Raw genomic sequence first — 21,176 nt, 5'->3', positions numbered from 1 at the left:
CTAGCAGCTTGTCGGATTCCCATCTGGCCTGAAATGGGCGAATCTGGCGGGCATGACAGGGTTCATTCCGTTCAGCCGCGAGCAGGCCTTTCTGCTGCCGCCGGATGCCAAGGACTGGTTGCCGGCGGACGACGTGGCGCACTTCGTAGTGGCGGCGGTGGACCGGGTGCCGCTCGGCGCCTTTGCGGTGCGGCCGATCCCGGGCGGCAAGGCGCAGTATCACCCGCGCCTGCTGCTGGCGCTGCTGATCTACTGCTATGCGAACGGCATCTTCTCCTCGCGGCGGATCGAGCGGGCGACCCACCGCGACATTGGGGTGCGCTACGTGGCGGCGAACCTGCACCCCGACCACGACACCATTGCCGCCTTCCGCCGGGCCAACCGCGCTGCCTTCGAGGCGGCCTTCCTGCAGGTGCTGCTGCTGGCGCGCGAGAGCGGCCTGCTGCGGCTCGGGACGGTTTCGATCGACGGCACCAAGCTCGACGCCAACGCCTCCAAGATCCGCTCGGTGCGGTATGACCGCGCCAAGGCGCTGCGCGTCAGGCTCGCTGCCGACATCACCGACCTGACCAACCGCGCCGAGGCGGCCGACGCTGAGGCCCAGCCCGACCCGCAGGCGCTGCCCGCTGAGATCGCCAGGCGCGAGGCGCTCAAGGCCAAGCTCGATGCCGCCTGCGCCCGGCTGGAGGCCGAGGCCCGTGCCGAAGCCGAGGCCGCCCGACCCGAGTATGACGCCAAGCGCGCCGCCTACGAGGCCAAGACGGGCCGGCGGGGCCGCCCGCCCAAGCCGCCCAAGGACGATCCGCCGCCCGAGCGGCAGTCCAACCTCACCGACCCCGACAGCGCGCTGATGCGCCGCTCCGACGCCCATGAGTACCGCCAGGCCTACAACGCCCAGGCTGTGGTCTGCGCCGAGGGCTCGCAGCTGATCCTCGCCACCGGCGTCGTCGCCACCTCGGCCGATGCGCCGAGCTTTGCCGCAACCATCCTCGGCATGGAGGGCGGCATCGGCCTGCCACAGACCGTCCTCGCCGACACCGGCTTCGCCTCAGGCGAGGCAGTTGCCGCCCTCGAGGCGCACGGGATCGAGCCGCTGGTCGCCATCGGCCGGACCCAGCCGCACCGCGCCTACGACTTCCGGCCGCCACCCCAGCCCAGGACGCCACGCCGCATCACCGAGCCCTGGCGCCTCGCCATGGTGGCCAAGCTCGAAACCCCTAATGCCAAAGCCCGCTACGCCCGTCGCAAGCAGACCGTCGAGCCCGTCTTCGGCACCATCAAGTCAGCCCTCGGCTTCACCCGCTTCCACCTCCGCGGCCTCGCCAAGGTCACCAGCGAGTGGACCCTCGTCGCCCTCGCCTACAACTGCCGCAGGCTCCACAACCTGCGGCTCGCAGCCTGATCGCGCCTCAACCCTCGGCCTGACACCAAGTGCAAATCCGACAGGCTGCTAGCCCGCCAGTGTGTTTAGTCCTCGTCGGCGAAACCATCCAAACCGCAGACTGTTGAGGCTTATGCTGCGTTGCAGCATTTTGTTGGCTGCGCGCAGGGTGGGCTTGCGGGGTGCTACGACGGCGTTGGCTGAGGTGATGTAGGTGCCTCGCAGGACACATATGGGATGTAGGTGGCCCGGGGTGCGACGAGCAGCCGTCAACAAGGCACCCACGGACAGAAGAACGTAGGGGGCAACCCGCAACCGCTGCCTTCGCTTTGGGGAGGCATGGGCTTGGGAGCTGCTTCCTCGGCCGGTCAGGAGGGTAGCATGGAGAGCTCGTGGACGAAGAAGAACTCGCTGCTGAGCATGATGCTAAGCGGTGCGAATGCATGGGCCGGAGCCGCCCGCGGTCTCATGACTGCCCAGGCCAAGCGCCAACAATCGGCGGCTATGCGCGAGGGTGCCAAACAGGTGACCGGGTTCTGGACGGCAGCGATGACCAGCGGAACGCCCAAGGCGCGAAAGAAAAAGCGAACCTGAGGCACGGACGATGTGCAACCTCTACAGCATGACCAGTAACCAGCGCGCCATCCTTGGCTTGACGCGAGCGAACAGAGACACGACCGGCAACTTGCCGCCGCTGCCCAGCATCTTCCCAGACACCATGGCGCCGGTCGTCTGGCAGGCTGAAGACGGTGAGCGCGAACTCACCATAATGCGCTGGGGGATGCCGGGCCCGGCCCAGTCCAGCGGCGCGCCCGTCACTAACATCCGCAATACCCGCAGCCCGCACTGGCGCCGCTGGTTGAGCCCGGCGCATCGCTGCCTGGTGCCGGTGACCTCCTTCTGCGAATGGGAGGACACCATGCCGAAGAAAACTCCGGTGTGGTTCGCCTTATCAGCGGAGCGCCCCCTAGTTGCCTTTGCCGGGATCTGGACCACTTGGACTGGAGTGCGTGGCACGAAGGCCAATCCTGTGGACGGCGAGCACAAGCTCTATGGCTTCCTGACCTGCGACCCGAATGGCGTGGTCGGACCCATCCACCCCAAGGCCATGCCGGTGCTGCTCGCCACTCCGGACGAGATGGACACTTGGCTCGAGGCGCCCTGGGAGATTGCCCGGGAGCTACAGCGCCCGCTTCCGGACGCCGACATGCTCATCGTGTCCAAGGGCAACCGACAGGATTCGGGGGTGGCCTGAGCAGGATCGGGACGGCAGGCGAGAAGCTGTTCGCGGTGTTCCACTGCACTCTCGGCGACCTCCTAATCGTCCTCGCGTCGCTAGCCTTCGACCTCGTGCTCGCAAGACATGGGGAATGGCCAGCCCGGCGGTTCATGGCAGTCGGCGCGCCCACCGTGGACTTGGTGAGTTTGTGCTCGGTGCCATGCTCGTCCCAGCTCTCAATCGGGCTTGGCTACAGAGGACAGCTGCATTAGTGGGGAGGTTCCGAAGATTAACTCAACGCGCCCATCAAGACCAAGCGTGTCCCAATAAGCTACAATCGCCTGCTGGTCTGCCGCGGGCATGTCGCGACGTGTGCACATTGTTATGCGCTGCTGCTGCGCTGACGTTAGTTCCTCCCAGAATTGAGTGAGCCAGCGGTTTTTCCGCACCCGAAGCTGAGAACTAGATGCCAGTGCTGCTGTTGCTGATGTTGCGACAGGAGCAGCCCTGGTGGACGTGGCGGAAGCTGCAGACTTGGCTAATAGCGGATTCGGCCGTGGAGCCATGGCGCGGATCGGGCCAGGTCGTGGATTGAGTTCTGCACAACCTCCAAGAACCCAAGCCAACGCAGCCAAAGAGAATGCGAACTTCCTCCACACAGCCGGGAATCCTCCTACTCAGTGGGGGAATGCCCCAGTGTTACGACGACTGTAGCCAGCCCACATCGGCGAGGCCGCCGTGCAAGAACTTCTGCATTCCCGCTCCCTGCCTCGCGGGGTTGCCAGACCACACTGGAAAACCGGCGCAAGGATGATTTTGCGGAGCGAGCAGGAGGTTATGCGCTGCCGCAAGCGTATCGCTGCTCGTGGCATCTTTGGCTGTTTCTGCCGCAGCCCAAAGCCAACAACACAGAGCCAAGCGCGCGTTCCTTACTAAAGAAGCACTGGTGCCTCCCCTGCAACTCATGGCAACACGCCGGTAGCCAAGCCTCCAGGTCAGAATGCGTAATGCGCGTGGCGCGCCAAGCTCAATTCGTGTCGCCGAACCGCGTTCTGCACTGCTTGTGCGTCTCGCAAATTCAGTGCGATGATAAGCCTTTCGGCTTCTGACGAGTAAAGCGGCTTCTCGCCGCTCGCATGCTGCAAAAGGCTGAGTTCTGCTTCACGCAGTCTGTCAACAGCGTCCTCGTCGCACATTCCGCGTAGGGCTCGCAGAACGGTGTCGTGCATCTCAAAGACGAATGGATTGGGTGTTGCCAAAGCCTTGAGGAAGGCGTCTTCGAACGCGTCGAATGCTTCATTGAAGGCTTCGGAGCGCAGCAGTGGATGATTTCCGTTCATGGCACCGCAACGCAGTCAATGTGAAATCAGCCAACTCAGACAGTGCCGGTTTGATGCGGATGTGAACAGTTTCACGGTCTCGTTCCAGCCGAGAGCGCATCACGGAATCTCAGGAGAGCTGTGCACGAGTCGGCGCAGAAGCAGGATGTCGTGTACGCACGACGGCTACGGCTAGGAAATTCAGCGACTCTCCAGGACATTTACATGCCAAATGCGGGTATCTTTGCGCGCTCGAGACGCTCGCGCGTGACGTCCACTACGCTACCGCCCAGGCTGGTGTCGTGGATGAGCAGGCGCCAGGGCACTGGGCGGTAACCCTCGCCGATGCCAGGAAGGGCCGCCGAAGTTCACCACTGTGTGGGCGACCTGCCCCGAGTAGTTGTCGAGCAGGACGGTTCGGACCGAACCGAGGCGGCTGGCCTAACGGTCGTAGACCGCATTTCCCTAGACCTTTTCGGAGGCGATTAGCCGGTCGGTCCCGCTGATTGCCACACCACCGTTGCCCTTGCTCGTACAGGTCGGGGTTGCCATGCCTGACATGACCACCTCCGTAGGAGCCAATGCAGGCTTACAGAACGAGGTCGGGTTGGGGGGGGACCGGTCAATAGCGGACGATTTGTCTCTGGCCATCGCGAGCACCGCTACAGTGGACGCGTGCAGGCAATCGCAGCGTGGCCATTTCCGTTCGTTAGGATCCACGCGACCCAGGCGTGGCCCCCTCGATTAAGCGCAGCCACTCCGTGGGCAACGGCTCGGCGGCGATGCCATCGAATTCGTTGTGGAGGCTGCGCTGCAGCCAGCGGCCGAATACGTCGTTCTCCACCGGCATCGCTGAGTCCTGCCGCAGTCGCCACACCCCGCGATGAGGCATCCTGTCCCTGCATGTGCCCGAATGCTCTTGGCTTCCGTCGTACGGCACTCTCGCCTCCTGAATACAAGCCGCCTGCGGCGCATTTCCGTGCGCAACACCCCGCAGTCTCAGCACCAACCAATGAGGCGCACATCTCCGCAGTTTGGCGCCCTTAAGGCGCAATCAACGGCGGAGGTGGGTGCCGGTTTCCGCCTTTGCCACCATGTCAGGCCGACGTCCCCACACGGCGGAGTCCAGCCATGCCTGCGGGTGGCCGTGTTGTTCTTGCCACCTACCTTGGTCGGCACCGTCTACGGCATGAACTTCGAGCACATGCCGGAACTGGGATGGCTCTTCGGATATCCCTTCGCGTTGGTGCTCATGGTCGTCTCCGCCATCGCGCCATACTACTGGTTCAAGCACCGCGGTTGGCTCTGACCCGCCGCGCCCCGCCATCAACTGCCCTCCGAACCAGGGCGCAGGGTGCCGGGCGGCATCGTCCGTCGGAGGACCGGCTTGGGCCATTGTCCGGCGGGACAAAGGCAGGTCGGAGATGCACAGATGAGCTCACGGCGGACCGCAACGTTGAAGCTCTCAAACTTTTCGGCGACGACCAGGAAGGTGCCGGAACCGCCGATAACGCTGTTCCTATGATACTCGTCTAGCCGAATGGTGCGGCGCCGAAGGTCAGGCGGTCGTTCAAGATGGCTACGCCATGAGTCACCAGCAGGACGCCTCAGAACCCAGTCCCGATTCGACTTCATGGAATCGCCTGCACGGTCTAGGAAGGGAGTATCAGATCTTAGCTGCGGCGGGCGGTGCAGCGGCACGTCGGATCCAATGAGGCCCGCTTTGCTGAACAGCCAGGAACTGGTTTGGAGACCGCTACCCATGCCCATTCGCGCCATTCTCACCCACACCGGGGAAGAGCTCGCCATGCGCTTGCGGCAGCAGGAGCTGGTTGCCCGCTTCGGTCACTTCGCCCTGCGAGGTGAAGACCTTCAGGCGACGTTCGACGAGGCATGCCGGGTTGCGGCCGAGGGCTTGGAGACGAAGTTCGCCAAGGTGCTGGAATGGTTGCCTGCGGAGGGTGTCTTCCTGGCCCGGGCCGGGGTCGGCTGGCGGTCTGGCCTGATGGGTTGCGCGCGCGTTGGCGCCGACCTCGCCAGCCCCTCCGGCTATGCTTTCCGCACGGGCGAGCCTGTCATCTCGAACCATCTCGAGGACGAAGACCGGTTCCGGACGCCACAGATGATGGTCGAGCACGGCATCCGGAGAGCCATTAACGTGCTTATCGGGGAGGGCGACAGACGCTTTGGTGTGCTCGAGGCGGATTGCACCGAGCGGGGCGCCTTCGACCGGTTTGACATCGCCTTCCTACAGTCGCTTGCCAACATCCTTGCCGCAGCGGTCGAGGCCCACGGGAGGTGGGTAGCGGCCCGCGAAGGTGCGGCAGCCAAGGACTTGCTGATGGCTGAAATCCACCATCGGGTGAAAAACAGCCTTCAGTTGGTCCAGAGCATGCTTGCCCTGCAGGCGCGCGCCGCGGCGGCAACTGAGGCGGCCGCCCCACTCGCCGAAAGCGCGGCGCGGGTGCGTACCATTGCTGCTCTGCACGACCGCCTCTACCGTGCCAGCACCGGGCTTGAAGTTGAGGTGTCCCCCTACCTGCATGGACTCATCGAGGACCTACGAGCGTCGATAGCGCCAGCGCAGGCGGAGCGGGAGATTCACCTCCAGGCTGACCCGGCGACCTGGGGCGCTGCCGAGGTAACGACACTGGGTCTGGTTCTGACCGAGCTCGTCACCAATGCCATCAAGTACGGGAAAGGGAATGTCCACGTGGTCTTCCGCCAGTCGCTCCTGGATCATGCGGAACTGGTGGTCGAGGACGAGGGGCCTGGCTTACCCGCCGACTTCAACCCAACACGCAGCAGCGGGCTGGGCATGCGGCTTGTAAAAGGGCTGCTGAGCGGTCACGGCGGTCTCGAAGTTGACCGGAGCGTCAGCCACACGCGGTTTATTGCGAGACTGCAGCATACACACGGAACCCCACATTGAAGCATTAGTGGGCCGTCATCCATCCCGTACGGGGCAACATGGGGACGGATAGGTGTCCGGCGAAGATTTCTTGCACCAATGCTGTGAGCTTGCGCGCAGGTGCCGGGTGTCTGGCCTGGGTCGCTCACCAGAAAGCTGCCAAACACCGAATCGAACTACTCCTGGCTGCTGAACCTCACCCCCCTCCGGACGTTTTCGCAGCTTGCAAGCTGCACTGGAAACCAGAAATGGGGTAACTCTCGGGTGGATCTGCGGCCAAGCCTCCTCTTGAACGACCCCATCCGGCACGGACCGCGGCTCCGTGCATTGCAAAGGACCGGGCTGCTCGACACGCCTCCCGAGGAGACGTTTGACCGCGTGACTCGCCTTGTTTGCCGGGTGCTGGGGGTGCCCGTCGCCCTGGTCTCACTGGTCGACGCGGACCGGCAGTTCTTCAAAAGCGCTGCTGGGTTGCCGGAGCCTTGGGCCTCGCGGCGGGAAACACCCCTCTCGCATTCCTTTTGCCAGCATGTCGTCACGTCCGGTTCACCGCTCACCGTGGAGGATGCCCCGTCGCACCCACTGGTTCGCGACAACCTCGCTGTTCCCGATCTCGGGGTGGCCGCCTACCTCGGTATGCCGCTCGCGCTGCCAGATGGGCAGGTCATCGGCGCGCTCTGCGCCATCGACACAGTGCCGCACCATTGGACCACCAATGAGACCGAGACACTGCGTGACTTGGCCGCAGTCATCATGGACGAGATCGCGCTGCGCCAACTGAATTGCGACCTGGAGGTCCGGGTGGGTCAGGAGGTGGCGGCACGCGAGGCAGCACTGGTGGAGCGGGCAAAGGCGCGGCGGCTGGAGGCGCTCAGCCAACTCGCAGGCAGCGTCGCGCATGACATGAACAATGTCCTGCAGGCCGCAGGTGGCGGTATCCGCCTCGCGACCCGGCGCCTCGAGCGCGACCCGACCACCGCCCGCCACCTGCTCGATGCTGCGCTCGAGGCCTTGGACCGCGGCGCCTCGGTGACCCGGCGACTGCTCTCCCTGGCGGGGCGCGGGGTACTCTTCCCGGAGCCGCTAAACGTCGCCGCTCTGCTGGCCGACCTGCGCGGTGCGCTTTCCTCATCCGCGGGTGGGGTGCTCGACCTGCAGGTCGCAGCATCGGACGACCTCCCCCCGGTCCTGGCAGACCGGACCCAGTTGGAAGCGGCACTGAACGCGCTCGCGGCCAACGCGCGCGAGGCGATGCCTGACGGTGGGGCGCTTACGCTGGCCGCATCGACCGAAACGGTGTGTAAAGGCGTCCCGCACCGGGCGCGGTTGCAGCCGGGTACCTATATCCGCTTAGAGGTTATCGACAACGGGACGGGCATGAGCGCCGAGACGCTGGCACAAGCCCCGGAGCCGTTCTTTACAACGAAGGATGTCGGCAAGGCCACTGGTCTTGGGCTCGCCACGACCCGCGGCTTCGCCGAGCAGTCCGGCGGCGGGTTGGCCATCGAGAGCGAGCCAGGACGCGGCACAACGGTGACCCTTTGGCTGCCACAGGCCGGAGAGGAGGATGCGGGGGAAGACCCTGGCCAAAGCTTGCCACCCGCCTCTCCGCCGGGACGCCGCATCCTGCTGGTGGACGACGACCCATTAGTCCTGCGGGTCTTCAAGGTGCAGTTGATGGAGGCGGGGCACGCCGTGCTGGCGGCCGGGGGTGGCACTGAAGCGTTGGCGATGCTGGACCGGGGAGAGGCGGTGGACCTGCTCGTCACGGATCTGTCGATGCCCGGCATGGATGGGGTCGAGCTGATCCGGGCGGCACAGGGACGCAGGCCCGGACTGCCTGCCGTCCTCATCACGGGCCATCCAGTCAATGCCGCAGCGTCAGCTGACGAGGACGCCCGAGCCGCGGCCTTCCAGCTCATGCACAAGCCGGTGTCCGGTCCATACCTGGCGGACCGGATCGCGACCATGCTGGACAGCGCGCCGCCCCGATAGTGCGCGAGGCCCCTCGTCGTGCCGAATGGGCCATCTGCTACAAGCGAGGTGGATACGAAGTCCAACGCCCCTCGACTGACAGGGATAGTAGGAACGACCATCCTAGAGGCTCCGCCGTGCCAGTAATCAGCCGTTCGGCGCAGGCATAGGTATGGGCATGGTGCCTCATTGCGAGTAATCCGCGCAGCTATGGTTGGCCCGGTCCGGTGCTGCCGCATGGATAACAGTAGCCGAACCTAACTGTGTGCCTGGTCCCAAGTGGGACCTCACCTCACTGAGAGCCCTTTTGAGAAATCGTTGGTGGCCTTTCCTTGAGGGCCGTGGCGTGATTCACGCGTGAGATGTGGACCAAGCGGAGCCGCGGCCGGATGGCCGAGATTGCCAGGAAGACGAGGCGCTACCCGTCTGATCTGACGGACGAGGAGTGGGCGCAGATCGCACCGTTGATGCCGAGGCCAAGCCGTCGAGGCCGACCGCGGGAGGTGGATCTGCGGGAGGTCATCAATGCGCTTCGCTACCTGGTCCGCTCAGGCTGCGGGTGGGAGATGCTTCCCGTTCATTTTAGTCCCTGGCAGACGGTGTACTGGTGGTTTCGGCGGCTGATGCGCCGCTTCCTGTTCCAGACCATCCACGACCTGGCCCTGATGTGTGACCGGGAGCGAGCAGGACGCGAGGCGAGCCCGTCCGCCGGGGTCATCGACAGCCAGTCGGTCAAGGCTCCGGCGGCCGGAGCGCGGCGAGGCTATGATGCCGGCAAGAAGGTTCTGGGCCGCAAGCGCCACATCGCGGTCGATACTGACGGACGGCTGTTGATGGTCAACCTGACGCCGGCCGACATCTCTGACAGTGCCGGAGCCCAGACGATCCTGGACGGCATCCGCAAGCGCTGGCCATGGGTCAAGCACATGTTCGCCGACGGCGCCTATGACCGGCTGAAGCTCATGGAGAAAGCGGCCTTCCTCGACTTCACCGTCGAGATCGTCCGCCGCTGCGATAGCGAACCCGGCTTCAAGGTCCTGCCGCGCCGCTGGGTCGTGGAACGCACCTTTGGCTGGATGACACGCTGGCGCCGCCTCGTCCGCGACTACGAACAGCGCCTCGACGTCTCCGAGGCCATGATCCTCATCGCCATGGCCGCCATCCTACTGCGCAGAAACGCTCATCCCTGATTTTCCAAAAGGACTCTGAGCGATGCGGGCTGCTAACCCGAACGGAACCGGTCGGGCGCAAAGCCTCGGCCCACGGGCGTAGTGTCTTACCTCCCACCACCGAGTAGGTGTCCGAGCAGGCCGCCGATGCCATTCTGGCCGAGATCCTCGCCACGCTGTGGGATCCGGCCCCCGGGCGTCATGTGGTCCACTGCCCCTGGCAGCATCCGGCTGAGTTCGTTCAGCAGCGTGCCCCGGTCGGTGCCCGCGTGGCGCGCTGCCTCGTCGAGCTCGTTGGGGTCAAAAGCGTTCTGCAACTCGTGTGGCGCCACCGGGTGGTTCTCGCCAGGCGCGACCCAGGAGTCGACATGCCGCCCAAGTCCCTGGCCACGGAGGCCATCGAGCAGACCGCCCAGGCCACCAACCGCCCCGCCCCCAAGCAATCCTCCCAACATGCCGCCCAGTCCGCCACCCCCCATGCCGAAGCTCGACGGCGCGGAACCACCCTGGCCGAGCAAACCACCGAGGATGCCACCGAGGCCACCTCCGCCGGTTGGCACGGCGCTGGTCGCACCCTCCTCCGCCCGCGTGTGCTTCGTGAGTTGGTGGGCCAGCAGCGCCACAGCCGCCAACTTCACCCCGGTCGGCAGCCCGCCCGCGATGCCGCCGCCGTTAGAACCTCCACCCAATAAGCCGCTCATCCTGCTTCCTCCCACTCTTCGTTCGACGTCAGGGGTCGATGCCCCCGGGCCCAAGGCTCAGACCGTGCCGGGATTGCGCTTCGGGGTGGCGGCAGGGGTGTTAGCAGGCACGCGATCATCCTCCACCTCCACCTCGGTGCGACGGATGGTGTCACGAACCGTCTCCGTGCGCTCCTCGGCAGTCTTGTGGAGGGCGACCTCCTCCACCACTCGCGCTTCCTTAGCCACAACCGCCTCCTCCGCGGTTTCGGTCGCCTCGATGGTCCTCTCCTGGAACAGGGCCTCGTCGGCACCAGTCAGCGGACGGTCCGTGGGGCGCCGCTCGACGTTCACCCGCTCCTCATGCAGCGTCACCTGCTCCTGCACCGGCGTCTCGACGACGTAGCTGCGGATACGAACGCGACCGTGCCCGGCCTCACGCTTGCCGACGCGCAGACGCTCCTCAACCACGGGAATGCGCGCCTCGTCGTCCGCCCGGCCAAGCCGCTCCACCATCCCGCCAGCCACAGCGCCAGAGACGGTGCTCGAGGCACCAGCTGTAGCGCCGAGCGGACTCGCTGTAGGTGTCGAAGCGTTAGTGGTCGCACCTACCGCTGGGGATACCGCGGCAGTCGCGGTCGTGGAGGCCGCAGACCTCGCCCATCCCTCCTTGCGCCATTCCGCCTCGCGTGCGTCGAGGTCGACAGCACCGCTGGCCTCGAGCGCGTCCGCCACCTCCTCGAAGCGGCCATCCGACACCTCGGCGTGAACCACCCCGCCGCCCCGCCGGAAGCCCTCTCGCAGCGTGGTGGCGTCACCCTCCGGCAACGAGAGGTCACCCAAAATGTCGGTGTTCCGGGCGTCGTAAACCTTGGCGCGAACCCCGCCGACGCGCGTGGCCAGGGCGAAGGCGGCTTGTTCTGCCGCTTGGACGGAGTCGAAGTACGCTGTGATGGCCCTCATGCTTGTGTCTCCGCAATCGCAGTTCGATGGTTGGGTGGCGCGGCTGGCCACAGGCACTAGTGCCGAGCCCCGTCTCGAAACGGCATCCTGGGATCCCGCCCCGTTTAGAGCCCTGTGCAATGGGTGACCAAACGGTCACGCGCTGCCGAAGGTTGCGCCGGATGGTGGACCGCACCGACAACCCCGCTCGTGCGTCCAGCTTGCACCGAAGGAGGTTGCCGAGCAGCCGAGAAGGTCCATAGCGGTCCTCTCAGCAAGAGGACCAAAGAGCCGCCTCAGCCTTAAGAAGGAGCCCTCATCGCGCTGCGCCAACCAGGGTGTCGAGGGGCACGTCGATTTCGCAGCGCAGGCCGGAAGGCTCGAACAGCAGCCGAGCCTCAGCCTGCAGCTCCTGCGGAAGGCCGCGCTCAACCAAGCGGGAACCGAAGCCGCGGCCCGGTGGCGGCCGGACCGGCGGCCCGCCCTCCTCGGCCCAGCGGAGAAGGAGCCGGTCGCCATCGGTGCGGGCCTCAATCTCCCAACGAAGATGGACGCATCCGCCGGTTGCCGACAGCGCGCCGTGGTCGGCCGCATTCGCCGCCAGCTCGCTCAGTGCCATGCCGAGCGCGACAGCAGCGCCGGGGCAGAGCGAGACCTCTGGCCCCGAGGCCTGTAGGCGTCCCACCTTCCCGCCCAAATGCGGCGCCACTTGTGCCTCTGCTAGCTCGCCCAAGGGAATGCCCGCCCAGCAGCGCCCCGCAAGTAGCCGGTGCACGCGGGCCAGGGCGCGAAGGCGCTCCTGAAAGGCGTCCTTGAATTCGGCCGCCGTTTCCGCTTTTCGCGCCGTCTGGGCTGCAACGGACTGCATGGCAGCAAGATTGTTGTTCACCCGGTGGTTCACCTCGGCAGCCAATCGCCTCCGCTGTTCCTGGGAGCGTCTGAGTTCGGTTACGTCGCGCTGCACGGCAACCCAATGAGCCACGCGGCCGTCCTCCAGGACGGGGGTAATCAGCCACTCGACGACGTACTCGGTGCCGTCCTTGCGGTAGTTGATGGCCTCACCTCGAAAGCTGCGACCTGCTACCAGGGCCGCCCGCAAATCATCAAGGAAGGCGCGGTCGGTGTCCGGGCCCTGGAAGATGCGCGGCGTCTGGCCAAGAACTTCATGCGACGCATAGCCGGTCAGCCGCGTGAAGGCAGGATTGACGTATTGGATGCGAGGGCCGGGCGGGTCCAGCTCAGGGCTGGTTACGATAATCGCCTCACCAAGCGCCCCGATGACGGTGCGCAGGAGCGCCAGCTCGTCAAGCGGTTGTCCCATAAGCGGCGATGAGAGTGCCCCGATTCCGTCCGACTCTTCGCTGCTTCCGTCTGGGTGAGTCATTCGGTCCGGTAATGGTTCACGGCGGCTGCATAGCACGCTACTGACATCCAACCGCGCTCAGCGCTCCCGGTTTCCGCGATTCGGCTCTAGACCCTGTTCACCCGAACATCGCTCGTCATCCGCACCGAACTACGACACTAGCCGCGCGGACTCCGGCTCCGGCATGGCTTGCCGCTCGAGCTCAGCGTTGAGCACCGCACCAACCAGGACGGCCGCGGTGGAGACCCAGGCCCAGAGCATGAAGCCGAGCACGGCTCCGACCGAACCGTAAAGCCAATCGTAACGCCCAACCTCCTGCATGTACCAAGAAACTGAGGCCGATCCGAGGAGCCATGCCAGCGCAGCCACCGCGCCGCCCCAGCTTGTCCAATGCCAACGAGGGCAGGCGCGGCATGGGCCATGGCGATAGGCAAGTGCCAGGACGACAGAGACGGCGGCGAGCAGCAGTGGCCAGCGCAGGAGGCGGAGCAGCCAGTCCATGCCGCCGCCGGGTCCAGCCTGGGCAGCGAGCGCGAGCGGCACACCCAGGACGCCGCCGAGGGCCACCGCGGCGAAGGCCACAGTCCCGAGCACGAACAGCAAAGCGATGCCGATGAGCCGGACGAGGCCGCGCGTCTCGCGCTCTCTGTAGGCGACGTTTAACGCCGCGAGCAACTGCATCGCCGCGGCCGTTGCGCTCCAGAGCGCGGCGGCGAGGAGTGTCGCGGCGAGGCCGAGCTTGCCGCCGCCCACGGCCGCCATCCGCCCCAGGGCATCCCGCGCCACCTCTGCGGATCCCGCAGGCAGCATACCAACCAGCGCCTGCAGCTTCTCCGCCGCGGCATGCGGATCAACGAAAAGGCCGCACAGGGCTACCAGCGCGGCGAGCGCGGGAAAGACGGCAAGGAGTGCATAGAAGGCAACCGCCGCTGCTTCACCAAGCAAGCGGTCCTCGAACACACGCCAAACGCAGCGAAGCAGCACCTGCCACCAGCCCCACGCTGGGATGTAGGCGGGGGTGGCCGCCCCGCGCCCGTCGCATGGCAGCGCCCGAGTTGTGACCACGGATGGTGTGGCGTTTCGGTCGGAAGCTTCTGGCATGAGCGCCGAACGCGGCAAAGTGCAGAATGGCGCGGTATGCGGGGCGGAACGAACTGTTAGGAGCCGGAACATGGTGGCGAGGATGTCCTTCGCTATTTGCTCGGCAACGTCCTCGCCGCATGGCGTGCATTGTTCGATTCAGTAGTGGGCCGCGCCTGGCGCTTGGTACCCCAGGGGTAGCTCGCTCTAACCCCGGCCGGGCCTTGTTGTCCGCGCGATGTGCGGCGCAGAGTGCTTCTATGTTGACCGACGCCGAACGGATTATCGGGCTATATCAACGCCACGCCCGTGCTTGGGCCGCTGCCCGGAAAGACCTCTTTGGCGGCCCGCTTATCGAGGTGGGTTGGCTCGACCGCTTCCTTTGTATGCTGCCTCCCTGTCCCGCCGTTCTTGACCTGAGCTGCGGGTCCGGTGAGCCGATTGGCCGCTATCTCGCCGAGAAGGGATGCCACCTGACAGGCGTGGACGCGGCACTGGAAATGATCACCATGTGGAAGGGGCGCCTGCCCCAACACGCTTGGCATGTCGCGGACATGCGGAGCATATCCCTAGGCCGCCTCTTCGATGGCGTCCTTGCCTGGGACAGTTTCTTTCGTCTCTCTCATGATGACCAACGCCGTATGTTCCCCGTCTTCCGGGCGCATGCGGGCTCAGGCGCCCCCCTAATGTTCACAAGCGGTCCCTCGCATGGCGTGGCTATGGGCACATTTGGAGGCGAGCCGCTGTACCATGCAAGTCTGGATGCCGCCGAGTACCGCTCCTTACGCGGCGAGCACGGCTTCGACATCGTGGCCCATAAGGTCGGGGACCCGGCCTGCGGCGGCCGCACGGTCTGGCTCGCTCGTCTCCTGTAGCAATACGCGCCGTAGTGGTTCTACTCTAGCGGTTCTGTCAGGTTTTGCGCCAATGGGCCCTTTTGGCCAGCCGGGGTAGGGCTGGTAGGCTCTGTGCTCAACAGGGGACGAGGGGCGGAGATAGACTGTGTGGCCTGCGGCTCGGCGGAGGTGACCGAGCGGCCGGAGCGCACCGCCCGAGGCTATCGCCGGTTCCGCTGCCGAGATTGCGGTAAGCAGTTCAACGAGCGCAGCGGTGGCGTGCTGAACCGCGCCCAGTACCCGTCGGACGTGATTGCGTTGGTGGTGGTGTGGCGGCTGCGCTACCGCCTGACCTTGCGTGACTTGGCAGAGATGTTCCTCCTTCGCGGCATCGTCTTCAGCTATGAGGCCGTCCGCGAGTGGGAGGCGAAGCTTGCGCCGCTGCTCGCCGACAAACTGCGCCAGCGCCGCCGCGGTCGGGGCGGTACCCGCGGTCGCCGTTGGCACGTGGACGAGACATATCTGAATGTTGGCGGCAGGTGGGCCTACTTGTATCGGGCGATCGACCGCGAGGGCAATCTCGTGGACACAGCGCTCAGCGAGCACCGCGACATGGCGGCGGCCCAGGCCTTTTTCCGTTCAGCCAAGTCGGTCACGGGCGTGACGCCCGATCAGGTCACCACGGACGGGCACGGCTCATACCCACGAGCGATCCGGTCAACGCTTGGCCGGCGGGTTGTCCATCGCAATAGCGCTTACAAAAACAACAGATTGGAACAGGATCACCGGGGCGTTAAAGGCCGCATACGGTGTATGCGCGGGTTCAAAAGCTTCGATTCAGCAAGGCGGTTCTGTCGAAGCTACGACGAGCTCCGCAACTTCCTCCGCCTCCGGACCCGCCATAACCAGCACGTCGCCGCCAACCGCCGCCGTCTGCTTCACCTCCGTCGCGCCACCACTGCGCTCGCTATTCTGCAAGTGGCGTAACCAAACCGGCCATCATCTCGCGTCGCCAGGTTTGGCGCGAACGCTGACAAAACCGGTCAGTCACGGAACATGTCGCTCAGCCTGCTGAACAGGAGTGCTTAAAGAGAAGTAAGGCATGCCTTGCATGTCGCCGCTTGTGATGAACGCCCCGTCCGATACGTAAGTCACTGTTTTGACGTCACTTACCGGTAATCGGATGTAAGTCGTGCCTTGCTTTTCGTAGTTCGAGCATCTTCTGGGCTGCCGGTTGATGACAGATCCGGCTACATCTTATCGCCATCAGAGGATTGGGGGGGGGAACCTCATGGCGAAGAGCGTGCAGGACGGGGTGCGAGGGCGCTCCACCCGACCAGCGCCGGTACAGGACAAGCGAGCGGCACGATGGCTTGTTATTTCAACGGCCAAAGGAGGCTCCGGGAAGACGACAACCGCCCGGAATCTTGCCGTCGCCGCAGCCCACGAGGGCCTGCAGGTGTTGGTGGTCGACACCGATGCGCAGCAGGCGCTAGCGCGCTGGGCAGCGCGACGACCGGAGCAGGCACCACCTGTGGCCTGCGAGGCGATCGCCCTCGCCGAGATCGAAGCTCATTGGGACAGGCTCGACGCCTCGGAAGCCGATATCGTAATCGTAGACACTCCGCCTGGCGTCGAGAGTAGTCCGAGCCAGATGCAAACTTTATTGCGGAAGGCGGATCTCGTCCTTGTGCCCGTACAGCCTTCTGACGACGACATCGAGAGCGCCGCGCCATGGATGGCGCTGCTTGCGCGGCTTGAGGTCCCTGCGCACTTTCTGCTGAACCGTGTTCGCCGTGGCAGCAAGAGCCTCGATGAGGCCAAGCTCGGCCTATTGGAAACTGGGGGACGACTAGCTCCCATTGAGGTCCGCGATCTCGAGGACATTCGGCGCAGCGCACGGGCCGGAATTGGTGTTATGGAACTTCGCGGGGCGAACGGCGCCGACGACTTCCGTGGGGTTTGGGCCTTCGTCCGTTCCGAATTGGGAATCCGCAATCGATGAGCCGCAATACCCGTCCCTTCGCGCTTGGCCGCGGCGAAGTCGCCCGCCGTCCGGCCGCTCCGGCCACGCCTGTGGTACCTGCAGTTAGTGGCGTGCCTCCGCGCTCGCAGGTCGATATCGTCCGAACGGCGCAGCGAGAGCTGCGAAACCAGGAAGAGTATGTCCGCGAGATCTCCCGGCTCTGGCGGGAGGCTCAACAGAGCTTCCTCGCCATCGGCCGCTATCTTGTCCAGGCTAAGCGGAAGCTAGCGCACGGCGAGTTTCAGCGGATGGTTGACGCGTCGTTGCCTTTCGGCCGTCAGACTGCCTACGAGCTGCGAATGATCGCGGAGGCGGTGGACTGCGGCCGTATTCCGGAGCCGAAGTTGCCGCAGGCTGCGAGCGTCGCATACCAACTCGCTACGCTGAAGCCGGATGACCTAGCAGCGGCGAACCAAGACGGCCTAGTACGTCCAGACCTTCGACGTCCGGAGATTATCACTTGGAAGCGGGAGCGGCTGTGTCGGCAGGCTGGGGGCAACCATGAGGCTTTAACACGCAGGCGCGCTCGGCTGGCCGAAATCATTCGGCGCCATGAGGAGGAGTTGGAAAAGGCGCGGCGCGAACTCGCTCAACTCAACGAGGCCATAGGTGACAATGTCATCGATAGCGAGGCGGAGGAATAGGACTGACAGGAGGGGAGACGAAGCTGGTAAGCACGTCGCCTACCCCGCAGTGGGGCATTGGCGAGTTGCGCTACGTCCCATCTTGTTGCATGAATCAGCGGCTCGGACGCATTTGTCCCTGCCCGCGATCGGGATCATGCGATGCGGACGTATTCCGGCCGCCCAAGCTCAAGCATTCGGTTCAGCACGTTGGCGACGATGGCCACCTCGGTCGCCTGTCGCTTATCCGTTTGTGAGCGCAAGCCGTCGCCGATAACGCGCCTCCATCGGGAGATGTCGGCCTCTACTAGGGCGCGCCAGTTATAGCCCGATGCGCGCTGCCAGCCCATACGGCCGCGCTCGGCAATACATCGCAAGTGCGCGTCCCGCTGTGTCGGGGCGGCTTCGGCCGCAGCGCTCGGCACCGCACTCGCGCGCGGCGGGACGACGACAGTAGCACCGAGGTGCCGCGCTGCGGCCGCAGCATAAACATCGTCTCGATCGTAGGCACCGTCGCGGATGAAGGCCGCCACCGAACCATCGACCCGGTCGAGCAATGGGCCGACCTGCGAGCCGTCATCGGCATCCCTGTCGGTCAGCACCGAGGCGACGATCTGGCCCGTGTCGGCATCTGTCCCGCCGTACAAGGGCAACCTGTTCACCAAGGGTGGCCGTCGGTGGCTGGCGACACAGCCACTGCCGGGGGACCAGGGGCGGACCGTCATGCGTCACCTCGACCTGTTCGACCGGCTTGCGGCCGACCTCGCAACCTTCGACGCCGCCCTTGCGCGGCGCACCCTGACCGATCCTCGAGCCGAGCGGCTGATGACGGTCGGCGGTATTAACGCGGTCGTGGCCGTCAGCCTCCTCGCCGCGATCGGCGACGTGTCCCGGTTCTACTCGCCGGAGAAGCTCGTCAGCTACGTCGGCCTCAACCCGAGCGTCCGACAATCCGGCGACCGTTCCGCGGTTCACGGGCGGATCACCAAGCAAGGCCGAGCCCATGCCCGTGCGATGCTGGTCGAGGCAGCATGGACCATCGCGGCGGGCCCTGGGCCCCTGCGCGCGTTCTTTGTGCGCATCAAGGAACGACGTGGCCAGCAGGTCGCCGCGGTCGCTACAGCCCGGAAGCTCGCAGTTATCGCCTGGCACCTCCTAACAAAGGATGAGGATTACACCTGGTCCCGCCCCGCCCTCGTTGCCTGAAAACGGCGCAAGCTCGAACTGCAAGCCGGCGAACTGTCGCGTCGGAGTTGCAACAAGCCCGGGCTAGCGAGCGAGTACAGCCTGCGGGCGGTGCGGGACCGCGAGCGGCAATGGCTCGGCATGGCAGAGGACGAGTACCGGCGCTTTACCTCAGCTTGGCAGGAACAAGCTCCGCTTAGCCGAGCGCCAAAGCCAAACTGAGCGGCACTGCACGAAAGGACTTGTCGAACACATCCGTGTCCGGCTCGAGCCTGCCGTCGGCGAGGTAGCGCGTCAGAGCCTCCCAGCGGATCAGGGCGTAGCGGATGGCGCCCGCAAGGTCGCTCTTGCCGGAGATCTGTCCGAGCGTCGCTCGGAGCCAGACATACATCTCCTCGAGCATTGGCCCAGCCCTCGCCTGCCGCACATGGGCACGCTCGTCAGGCGGCTTGCCACGGATCTCCTCCTCGACGGCATAGAGGAGAGCGATGCGCCGGAGCGCCTTGGTGGCGAGCGGCGCCTGGCCGGTCAGGTGCAGGTCGTAGAACGGACGCCTGACATGGGTCCAGCAGGCCGCCTCGATAACGCGCCCACCCTCGTAGAGGCTCTCGAACCCGCCATAACCGTCGGCCTGCAGCACGCCGCGGAACCCGGCGAGGTGCGCTTTGGTATGCTCGGCCCGGCGGTCCGGACTGTAGCGGTAGAGCACGGCAGGCGGGATCGTGCTGCCATGCGGCCGCTCATCGCGCAGATAGACCCAGAGCCTGCCGGTGCTGGTCCTGCCGAGACCAGGGGCGAGGACCGGCACCGGCGTGTCGTCAGCATGTAGCACAGCGCCCGCCAGGACATGCTGGGCCAAGACGTCCAGCAGCGGCCGCAGCAGTGCCGCCGACTGGCCGACCCAATCGGCCAGGGTCGAGCGCTGCAGGTCGACGCCGTCCCGGGCATAGATCTCGCTCTGCCGGTACAGATGCGCTGATCGGGCGGGCAGCCGCCGGACCAGGCTAGACTCCCCCCCGCCGCAAGACGGCCTGCCAGGACAGGAGGGCACGGTTATGCAGTTCTTTGTTGGCATCGACGTGTCGCTTGAGAGCGCGAGCATCTGCATCGTCGACGAGGCTGGCGTCATCATCAAGGAGGGCAAGTGCGCCTGCGAGCCCGAGGTTATTGCGCGTTTCGTACGCATGCCGGGGCGCCGCATCGAGCACGTCGGCCTCGAGACTGGCAGCCTGTCGCAGTGGCTGCATGCTGGGCTGACCCGCGAAGGGTTTCGCGTCACCGTCATGGAGGCGAGGCACGTGCGGGCCTCGCTCGCAACGATGCGCATCAAGACGGATCGCAACGATGCCCGCGGCATCGCCCAGCTCGTCCGCCTCGGGTGGTTCAAGAGCGTGCACGTCAAGACACCATCTGCACAGGAGACGAGGGCCCTGCTCGGGGGGCGACAGTTCCTCGTCGACAAGGTGACCGCCGTCGAGAACTCGATGCGAGCGGCGCTGCGGAACTTCGGTCTCCGGATGGGCCCGGTCACCCGACCGAAATGGGCATCCCGGGCCCGGGAGCTGGCGTCCGGTAACCCCGCCCTGGAGGTCGTCGTCGAGGCGCTGCTGCGGGTCCGTGAGGTGCTGCTCGCTGAGCTCCGCGATCTCGACAAGAAGCTGCTTGGGATGGCGCGCGCCGACCCGGTCGTCCGCACGCTCATGACGGCACCCGGCGTCGGCGCGATCGTCGCCCTCACGTTCAAGAGTGCCATCGACGACCCGGGCCGGTTCCAACGAGCCCGCGATGTCGGCCCCTGGCTCGGCCTCACCCCGAGCCGTTACCAGTCAGGGCAGATCGACCGGATGGGACGAACGTCGCAGGCAGGCGATGCGGGGCTCCGTACCATCCTCTACGAGGCGGCCGCGACGATCCTCGGACGCATGACCCACTGGTCTGCTCTGAAGGCCTGGGGTGTCCGCATCGCACGCCGCAGCTGCGCCAAGAAGGCCCGTGTCGCCGTCGCGCGCAAGCTCGCCGTCCTGCTGCTGAGCATGTGGAAGGCTGACGAGCCCTTCCGCTGGACCAGCCGCCCCGCCGAGGAGGCCGCCATGGCCTGACGGAGCGGGAGCAAACGCGGCCTCAACCCTGAGGGCGCGCAGGAGGTCCCCGAGCGGGGACGAGGGTGTGACGAGTTCGTATTTGCCGCAGTCGCCTCGAGCACGTGGTAGAGATCTGGAACCGTCCGCCTCTCGGGTCGCATCATGTGGCGGTCACGCCGACCACGGACAGAAGCTTGGCCCCGCTCGTTGGATCCACTCTGCGCTTGACGGAGGAGGCCCGATCACAGAAGCGGCAAGTGGTCGGCGTATTTGGCCACCAGCACATGGGCCAGCAGCCCCGCCGTGGCCCGGCCGCGGCGGATCGGCAGGCTCGGCGCCGGGGCCTGGGTGATGGCCTCGCAGCCGCGGCAGGAGAACTTCGGCCGC

At 65.6% G+C, this 21,176-nt stretch carries 20 protein-coding genes and 1 pseudogene; 13 read left to right on the top strand and 8 right to left on the bottom strand.

Annotation, left to right across the window (positions count from 1 at the left end; translation table 11 throughout):
• The first annotated feature begins 52 nt into the window (after window positions 1-52).
• The 3 genes from LH62_RS26430 to LH62_RS26425 all read left to right on the top strand — a co-directional run bounded on the left by LH62_RS26430 (window position 53) and on the right by LH62_RS26425 (window position 2,636).
• Entirely contained in the window at window positions 53-1,402 is a 1,350-nt protein-coding gene (locus tag LH62_RS26430) for an IS1182 family transposase (protein WP_043359747.1), read from the top strand.
• Between the two features lie 360 nt (window positions 1,403-1,762).
• Window positions 1,763-1,975, top strand: a complete 213-nt coding sequence (locus tag LH62_RS29740; protein WP_082012955.1) for a hypothetical protein — start codon at window positions 1,763-1,765, stop codon at window positions 1,973-1,975.
• Between the two features lie 10 nt (window positions 1,976-1,985).
• Window positions 1,986-2,636: an SOS response-associated peptidase gene (locus tag LH62_RS26425; protein ID WP_043367198.1), complete on the top strand. Its 651-nt coding sequence runs from the start codon at window positions 1,986-1,988 to the stop codon at window positions 2,634-2,636.
• A 959-nt stretch (window positions 2,637-3,595) separates the two neighbouring features.
• Here LH62_RS26425 and LH62_RS30720 read toward each other — a convergent pair.
• Entirely contained in the window at window positions 3,596-3,940 is a 345-nt protein-coding gene (locus LH62_RS30720; protein ID WP_144404723.1) for a hypothetical protein, read from the bottom strand.
• A gap of 1,123 nt (window positions 3,941-5,063) precedes the next feature.
• On the opposite strand from LH62_RS30720, the pseudogene LH62_RS32220 reads away from it, so the two are divergent.
• A pseudogene (locus LH62_RS32220) lies at window positions 5,064-5,228 on the top strand (CorA family divalent cation transporter); the annotation flags it as partial.
• A gap of 17 nt (window positions 5,229-5,245) precedes the next feature.
• On the opposite strand, the gene LH62_RS32215 reads toward LH62_RS32220, so the two are convergent.
• On the bottom strand, window positions 5,246-5,554 hold the full coding sequence (locus LH62_RS32215) for a DUF1194 domain-containing protein (protein WP_236552704.1): 309 nt from the start codon (window positions 5,552-5,554) through the stop codon (window positions 5,246-5,248).
• 127 nt (window positions 5,555-5,681) lie between these two features.
• Here LH62_RS32215 and LH62_RS26420 point away from each other — a divergent pair, with 127 nt between their 5' ends.
• The 3 genes from LH62_RS26420 to LH62_RS26410 all read left to right on the top strand — a co-directional run bounded on the left by LH62_RS26420 (window position 5,682) and on the right by LH62_RS26410 (window position 9,994).
• Window positions 5,682-6,851: a sensor histidine kinase gene (locus tag LH62_RS26420; protein WP_052215114.1), complete on the top strand. Its 1,170-nt coding sequence runs from the start codon at window positions 5,682-5,684 to the stop codon at window positions 6,849-6,851.
• A 267-nt stretch (window positions 6,852-7,118) separates the two neighbouring features.
• A complete protein-coding gene (locus tag LH62_RS26415; protein WP_160299906.1) occupies window positions 7,119-8,825 on the top strand; it encodes a GAF domain-containing protein in 1,707 nt (568 codons plus the stop codon).
• Between the two features lie 341 nt (window positions 8,826-9,166).
• Window positions 9,167-9,994 (top strand): IS5 family transposase, encoded by an 828-nt coding sequence (locus LH62_RS26410; RefSeq protein WP_082012952.1) that lies wholly within the window; start codon window positions 9,167-9,169, stop codon window positions 9,992-9,994.
• An 86-nt stretch (window positions 9,995-10,080) separates the two neighbouring features.
• On the opposite strand, the gene LH62_RS26405 is transcribed toward LH62_RS26410, so the two are convergent.
• From LH62_RS26405 to LH62_RS26390, 4 genes are all read right to left on the bottom strand, one after another.
• Complete coding sequence (locus LH62_RS26405; RefSeq protein WP_052215112.1) at window positions 10,081-10,674, bottom strand: YidB family protein; 594 nt, start codon at window positions 10,672-10,674, stop codon at window positions 10,081-10,083.
• A 57-nt stretch (window positions 10,675-10,731) separates the two neighbouring features.
• Window positions 10,732-11,616, bottom strand: coding sequence for a YsnF/AvaK domain-containing protein (locus tag LH62_RS26400; RefSeq protein WP_052215111.1), 885 nt, complete (start codon window positions 11,614-11,616; stop codon window positions 10,732-10,734).
• A gap of 295 nt (window positions 11,617-11,911) precedes the next feature.
• Window positions 11,912-12,916: an HWE histidine kinase domain-containing protein gene (locus LH62_RS26395; RefSeq protein ID WP_043367197.1), complete on the bottom strand. Its 1,005-nt coding sequence runs from the start codon at window positions 12,914-12,916 to the stop codon at window positions 11,912-11,914.
• A 192-nt stretch (window positions 12,917-13,108) separates the two neighbouring features.
• Complete coding sequence (locus tag LH62_RS26390) at window positions 13,109-13,918, bottom strand: YihY/virulence factor BrkB family protein (RefSeq protein ID WP_052215110.1); 810 nt, start codon at window positions 13,916-13,918, stop codon at window positions 13,109-13,111.
• 380 nt (window positions 13,919-14,298) lie between these two features.
• On the opposite strand from LH62_RS26390, the gene LH62_RS26385 reads away from it, so the two are divergent.
• The 4 genes from LH62_RS26385 to LH62_RS26370 all read left to right on the top strand — a co-directional run bounded on the left by LH62_RS26385 (window position 14,299) and on the right by LH62_RS26370 (window position 17,544).
• Window positions 14,299-14,913, top strand: coding sequence for a trans-aconitate 2-methyltransferase (locus tag LH62_RS26385; protein WP_043367196.1), 615 nt, complete (start codon window positions 14,299-14,301; stop codon window positions 14,911-14,913).
• A 150-nt stretch (window positions 14,914-15,063) separates the two neighbouring features.
• On the top strand, window positions 15,064-15,861 hold the full coding sequence (locus LH62_RS26380; protein ID WP_201445671.1) for an IS6 family transposase: 798 nt from the start codon (window positions 15,064-15,066) through the stop codon (window positions 15,859-15,861).
• Between the two features lie 304 nt (window positions 15,862-16,165).
• On the top strand, window positions 16,166-16,879 hold the full coding sequence (locus tag LH62_RS29725) for a ParA family protein (protein WP_160299905.1): 714 nt from the start codon (window positions 16,166-16,168) through the stop codon (window positions 16,877-16,879).
• Complete coding sequence (locus tag LH62_RS26370) at window positions 16,876-17,544, top strand: DUF3102 domain-containing protein (protein ID WP_144404721.1); 669 nt, start codon at window positions 16,876-16,878, stop codon at window positions 17,542-17,544. Before LH62_RS29725 ends, LH62_RS26370 begins: the two co-directional genes overlap by 4 nt.
• A gap of 134 nt (window positions 17,545-17,678) precedes the next feature.
• Here LH62_RS26370 and LH62_RS26365 read toward each other — a convergent pair whose 3' ends face one another.
• Window positions 17,679-18,185, bottom strand: coding sequence for a transposase (locus tag LH62_RS26365; RefSeq protein ID WP_043367243.1), 507 nt, complete (start codon window positions 18,183-18,185; stop codon window positions 17,679-17,681).
• Between the two features lie 61 nt (window positions 18,186-18,246).
• Between LH62_RS26365 and LH62_RS28775 the strand changes: the two genes are divergently transcribed.
• Entirely contained in the window at window positions 18,247-18,729 is a 483-nt protein-coding gene (locus tag LH62_RS28775; RefSeq protein ID WP_052215106.1) for an IS110 family transposase, read from the top strand.
• Between the two features lie 175 nt (window positions 18,730-18,904).
• On the opposite strand, the gene tnpC is transcribed toward LH62_RS28775, so the two are convergent.
• The gene (gene tnpC, locus LH62_RS26355) at window positions 18,905-19,759 is read right to left on the bottom strand and encodes an IS66 family transposase (RefSeq protein WP_052215105.1); all 855 of its coding nucleotides are present in this window, start codon (window positions 19,757-19,759) and stop codon (window positions 18,905-18,907) included.
• 4 nt (window positions 19,760-19,763) lie between these two features.
• Here tnpC and LH62_RS26350 point away from each other — a divergent pair, with 4 nt between their 5' ends.
• Window positions 19,764-20,807 carry an IS110 family transposase gene (locus LH62_RS26350; RefSeq protein ID WP_043367195.1) on the top strand — a complete coding sequence of 348 codons (1,044 nt, stop codon included), beginning with the start codon at window positions 19,764-19,766 and terminating at the stop codon, window positions 20,805-20,807.
• Window positions 20,808-21,176: the final 369 nt, after the last annotated feature.

It is taken from the genome of Belnapia sp. F-4-1 (assembly GCF_000802185.1).
Taxonomy (GTDB): domain Bacteria; phylum Pseudomonadota; class Alphaproteobacteria; order Acetobacterales; family Acetobacteraceae; genus Belnapia.
Note: the sequence above shows the minus strand (reverse complement) of the source record. Positions and strands in the feature narration are given on the sequence as shown.

Bases quoted from the DNA above. Each gene is read 5' to 3' on its own strand.
- LH62_RS26430 (WP_043359747.1), top strand. From the start codon at position 53: ATGACAGGGTTCATTCCGTTCAGCCGCGAGCAGGCCTTTCTGCTGCCG.
- LH62_RS29740 (WP_082012955.1), top strand. From the start codon at position 1,763: ATGGAGAGCTCGTGGACGAAGAAGAACTCGCTGCTGAGCATGATGCTA.
- LH62_RS26425 (WP_043367198.1), top strand. From the start codon at position 1,986: ATGTGCAACCTCTACAGCATGACCAGTAACCAGCGCGCCATCCTTGGC.
- LH62_RS30720 (WP_144404723.1), bottom strand. From the start codon at position 3,940: ATGAACGGAAATCATCCACTGCTGCGCTCCGAAGCCTTCAATGAAGCA.
- LH62_RS32215 (WP_236552704.1), bottom strand. From the start codon at position 5,554: ATGAAGTCGAATCGGGACTGGGTTCTGAGGCGTCCTGCTGGTGACTCA.
- LH62_RS26420 (WP_052215114.1), top strand. From the start codon at position 5,682: ATGCCCATTCGCGCCATTCTCACCCACACCGGGGAAGAGCTCGCCATG.
- LH62_RS26410 (WP_082012952.1), top strand. From the start codon at position 9,167: ATGTGGACCAAGCGGAGCCGCGGCCGGATGGCCGAGATTGCCAGGAAG.
- LH62_RS26405 (WP_052215112.1), bottom strand. From the start codon at position 10,674: ATGAGCGGCTTATTGGGTGGAGGTTCTAACGGCGGCGGCATCGCGGGC.
- LH62_RS26400 (WP_052215111.1), bottom strand. From the start codon at position 11,616: ATGAGGGCCATCACAGCGTACTTCGACTCCGTCCAAGCGGCAGAACAA.
- LH62_RS26395 (WP_043367197.1), bottom strand. From the start codon at position 12,916: ATGGGACAACCGCTTGACGAGCTGGCGCTCCTGCGCACCGTCATCGGG.
- LH62_RS26385 (WP_043367196.1), top strand. From the start codon at position 14,299: ATGTTGACCGACGCCGAACGGATTATCGGGCTATATCAACGCCACGCC.
- LH62_RS29725 (WP_160299905.1), top strand. From the start codon at position 16,166: ATGGCGAAGAGCGTGCAGGACGGGGTGCGAGGGCGCTCCACCCGACCA.
- LH62_RS26370 (WP_144404721.1), top strand. From the start codon at position 16,876: ATGAGCCGCAATACCCGTCCCTTCGCGCTTGGCCGCGGCGAAGTCGCC.
- LH62_RS28775 (WP_052215106.1), top strand. From the start codon at position 18,247: ATGCGTCACCTCGACCTGTTCGACCGGCTTGCGGCCGACCTCGCAACC.
- LH62_RS26350 (WP_043367195.1), top strand. From the start codon at position 19,764: ATGCAGTTCTTTGTTGGCATCGACGTGTCGCTTGAGAGCGCGAGCATC.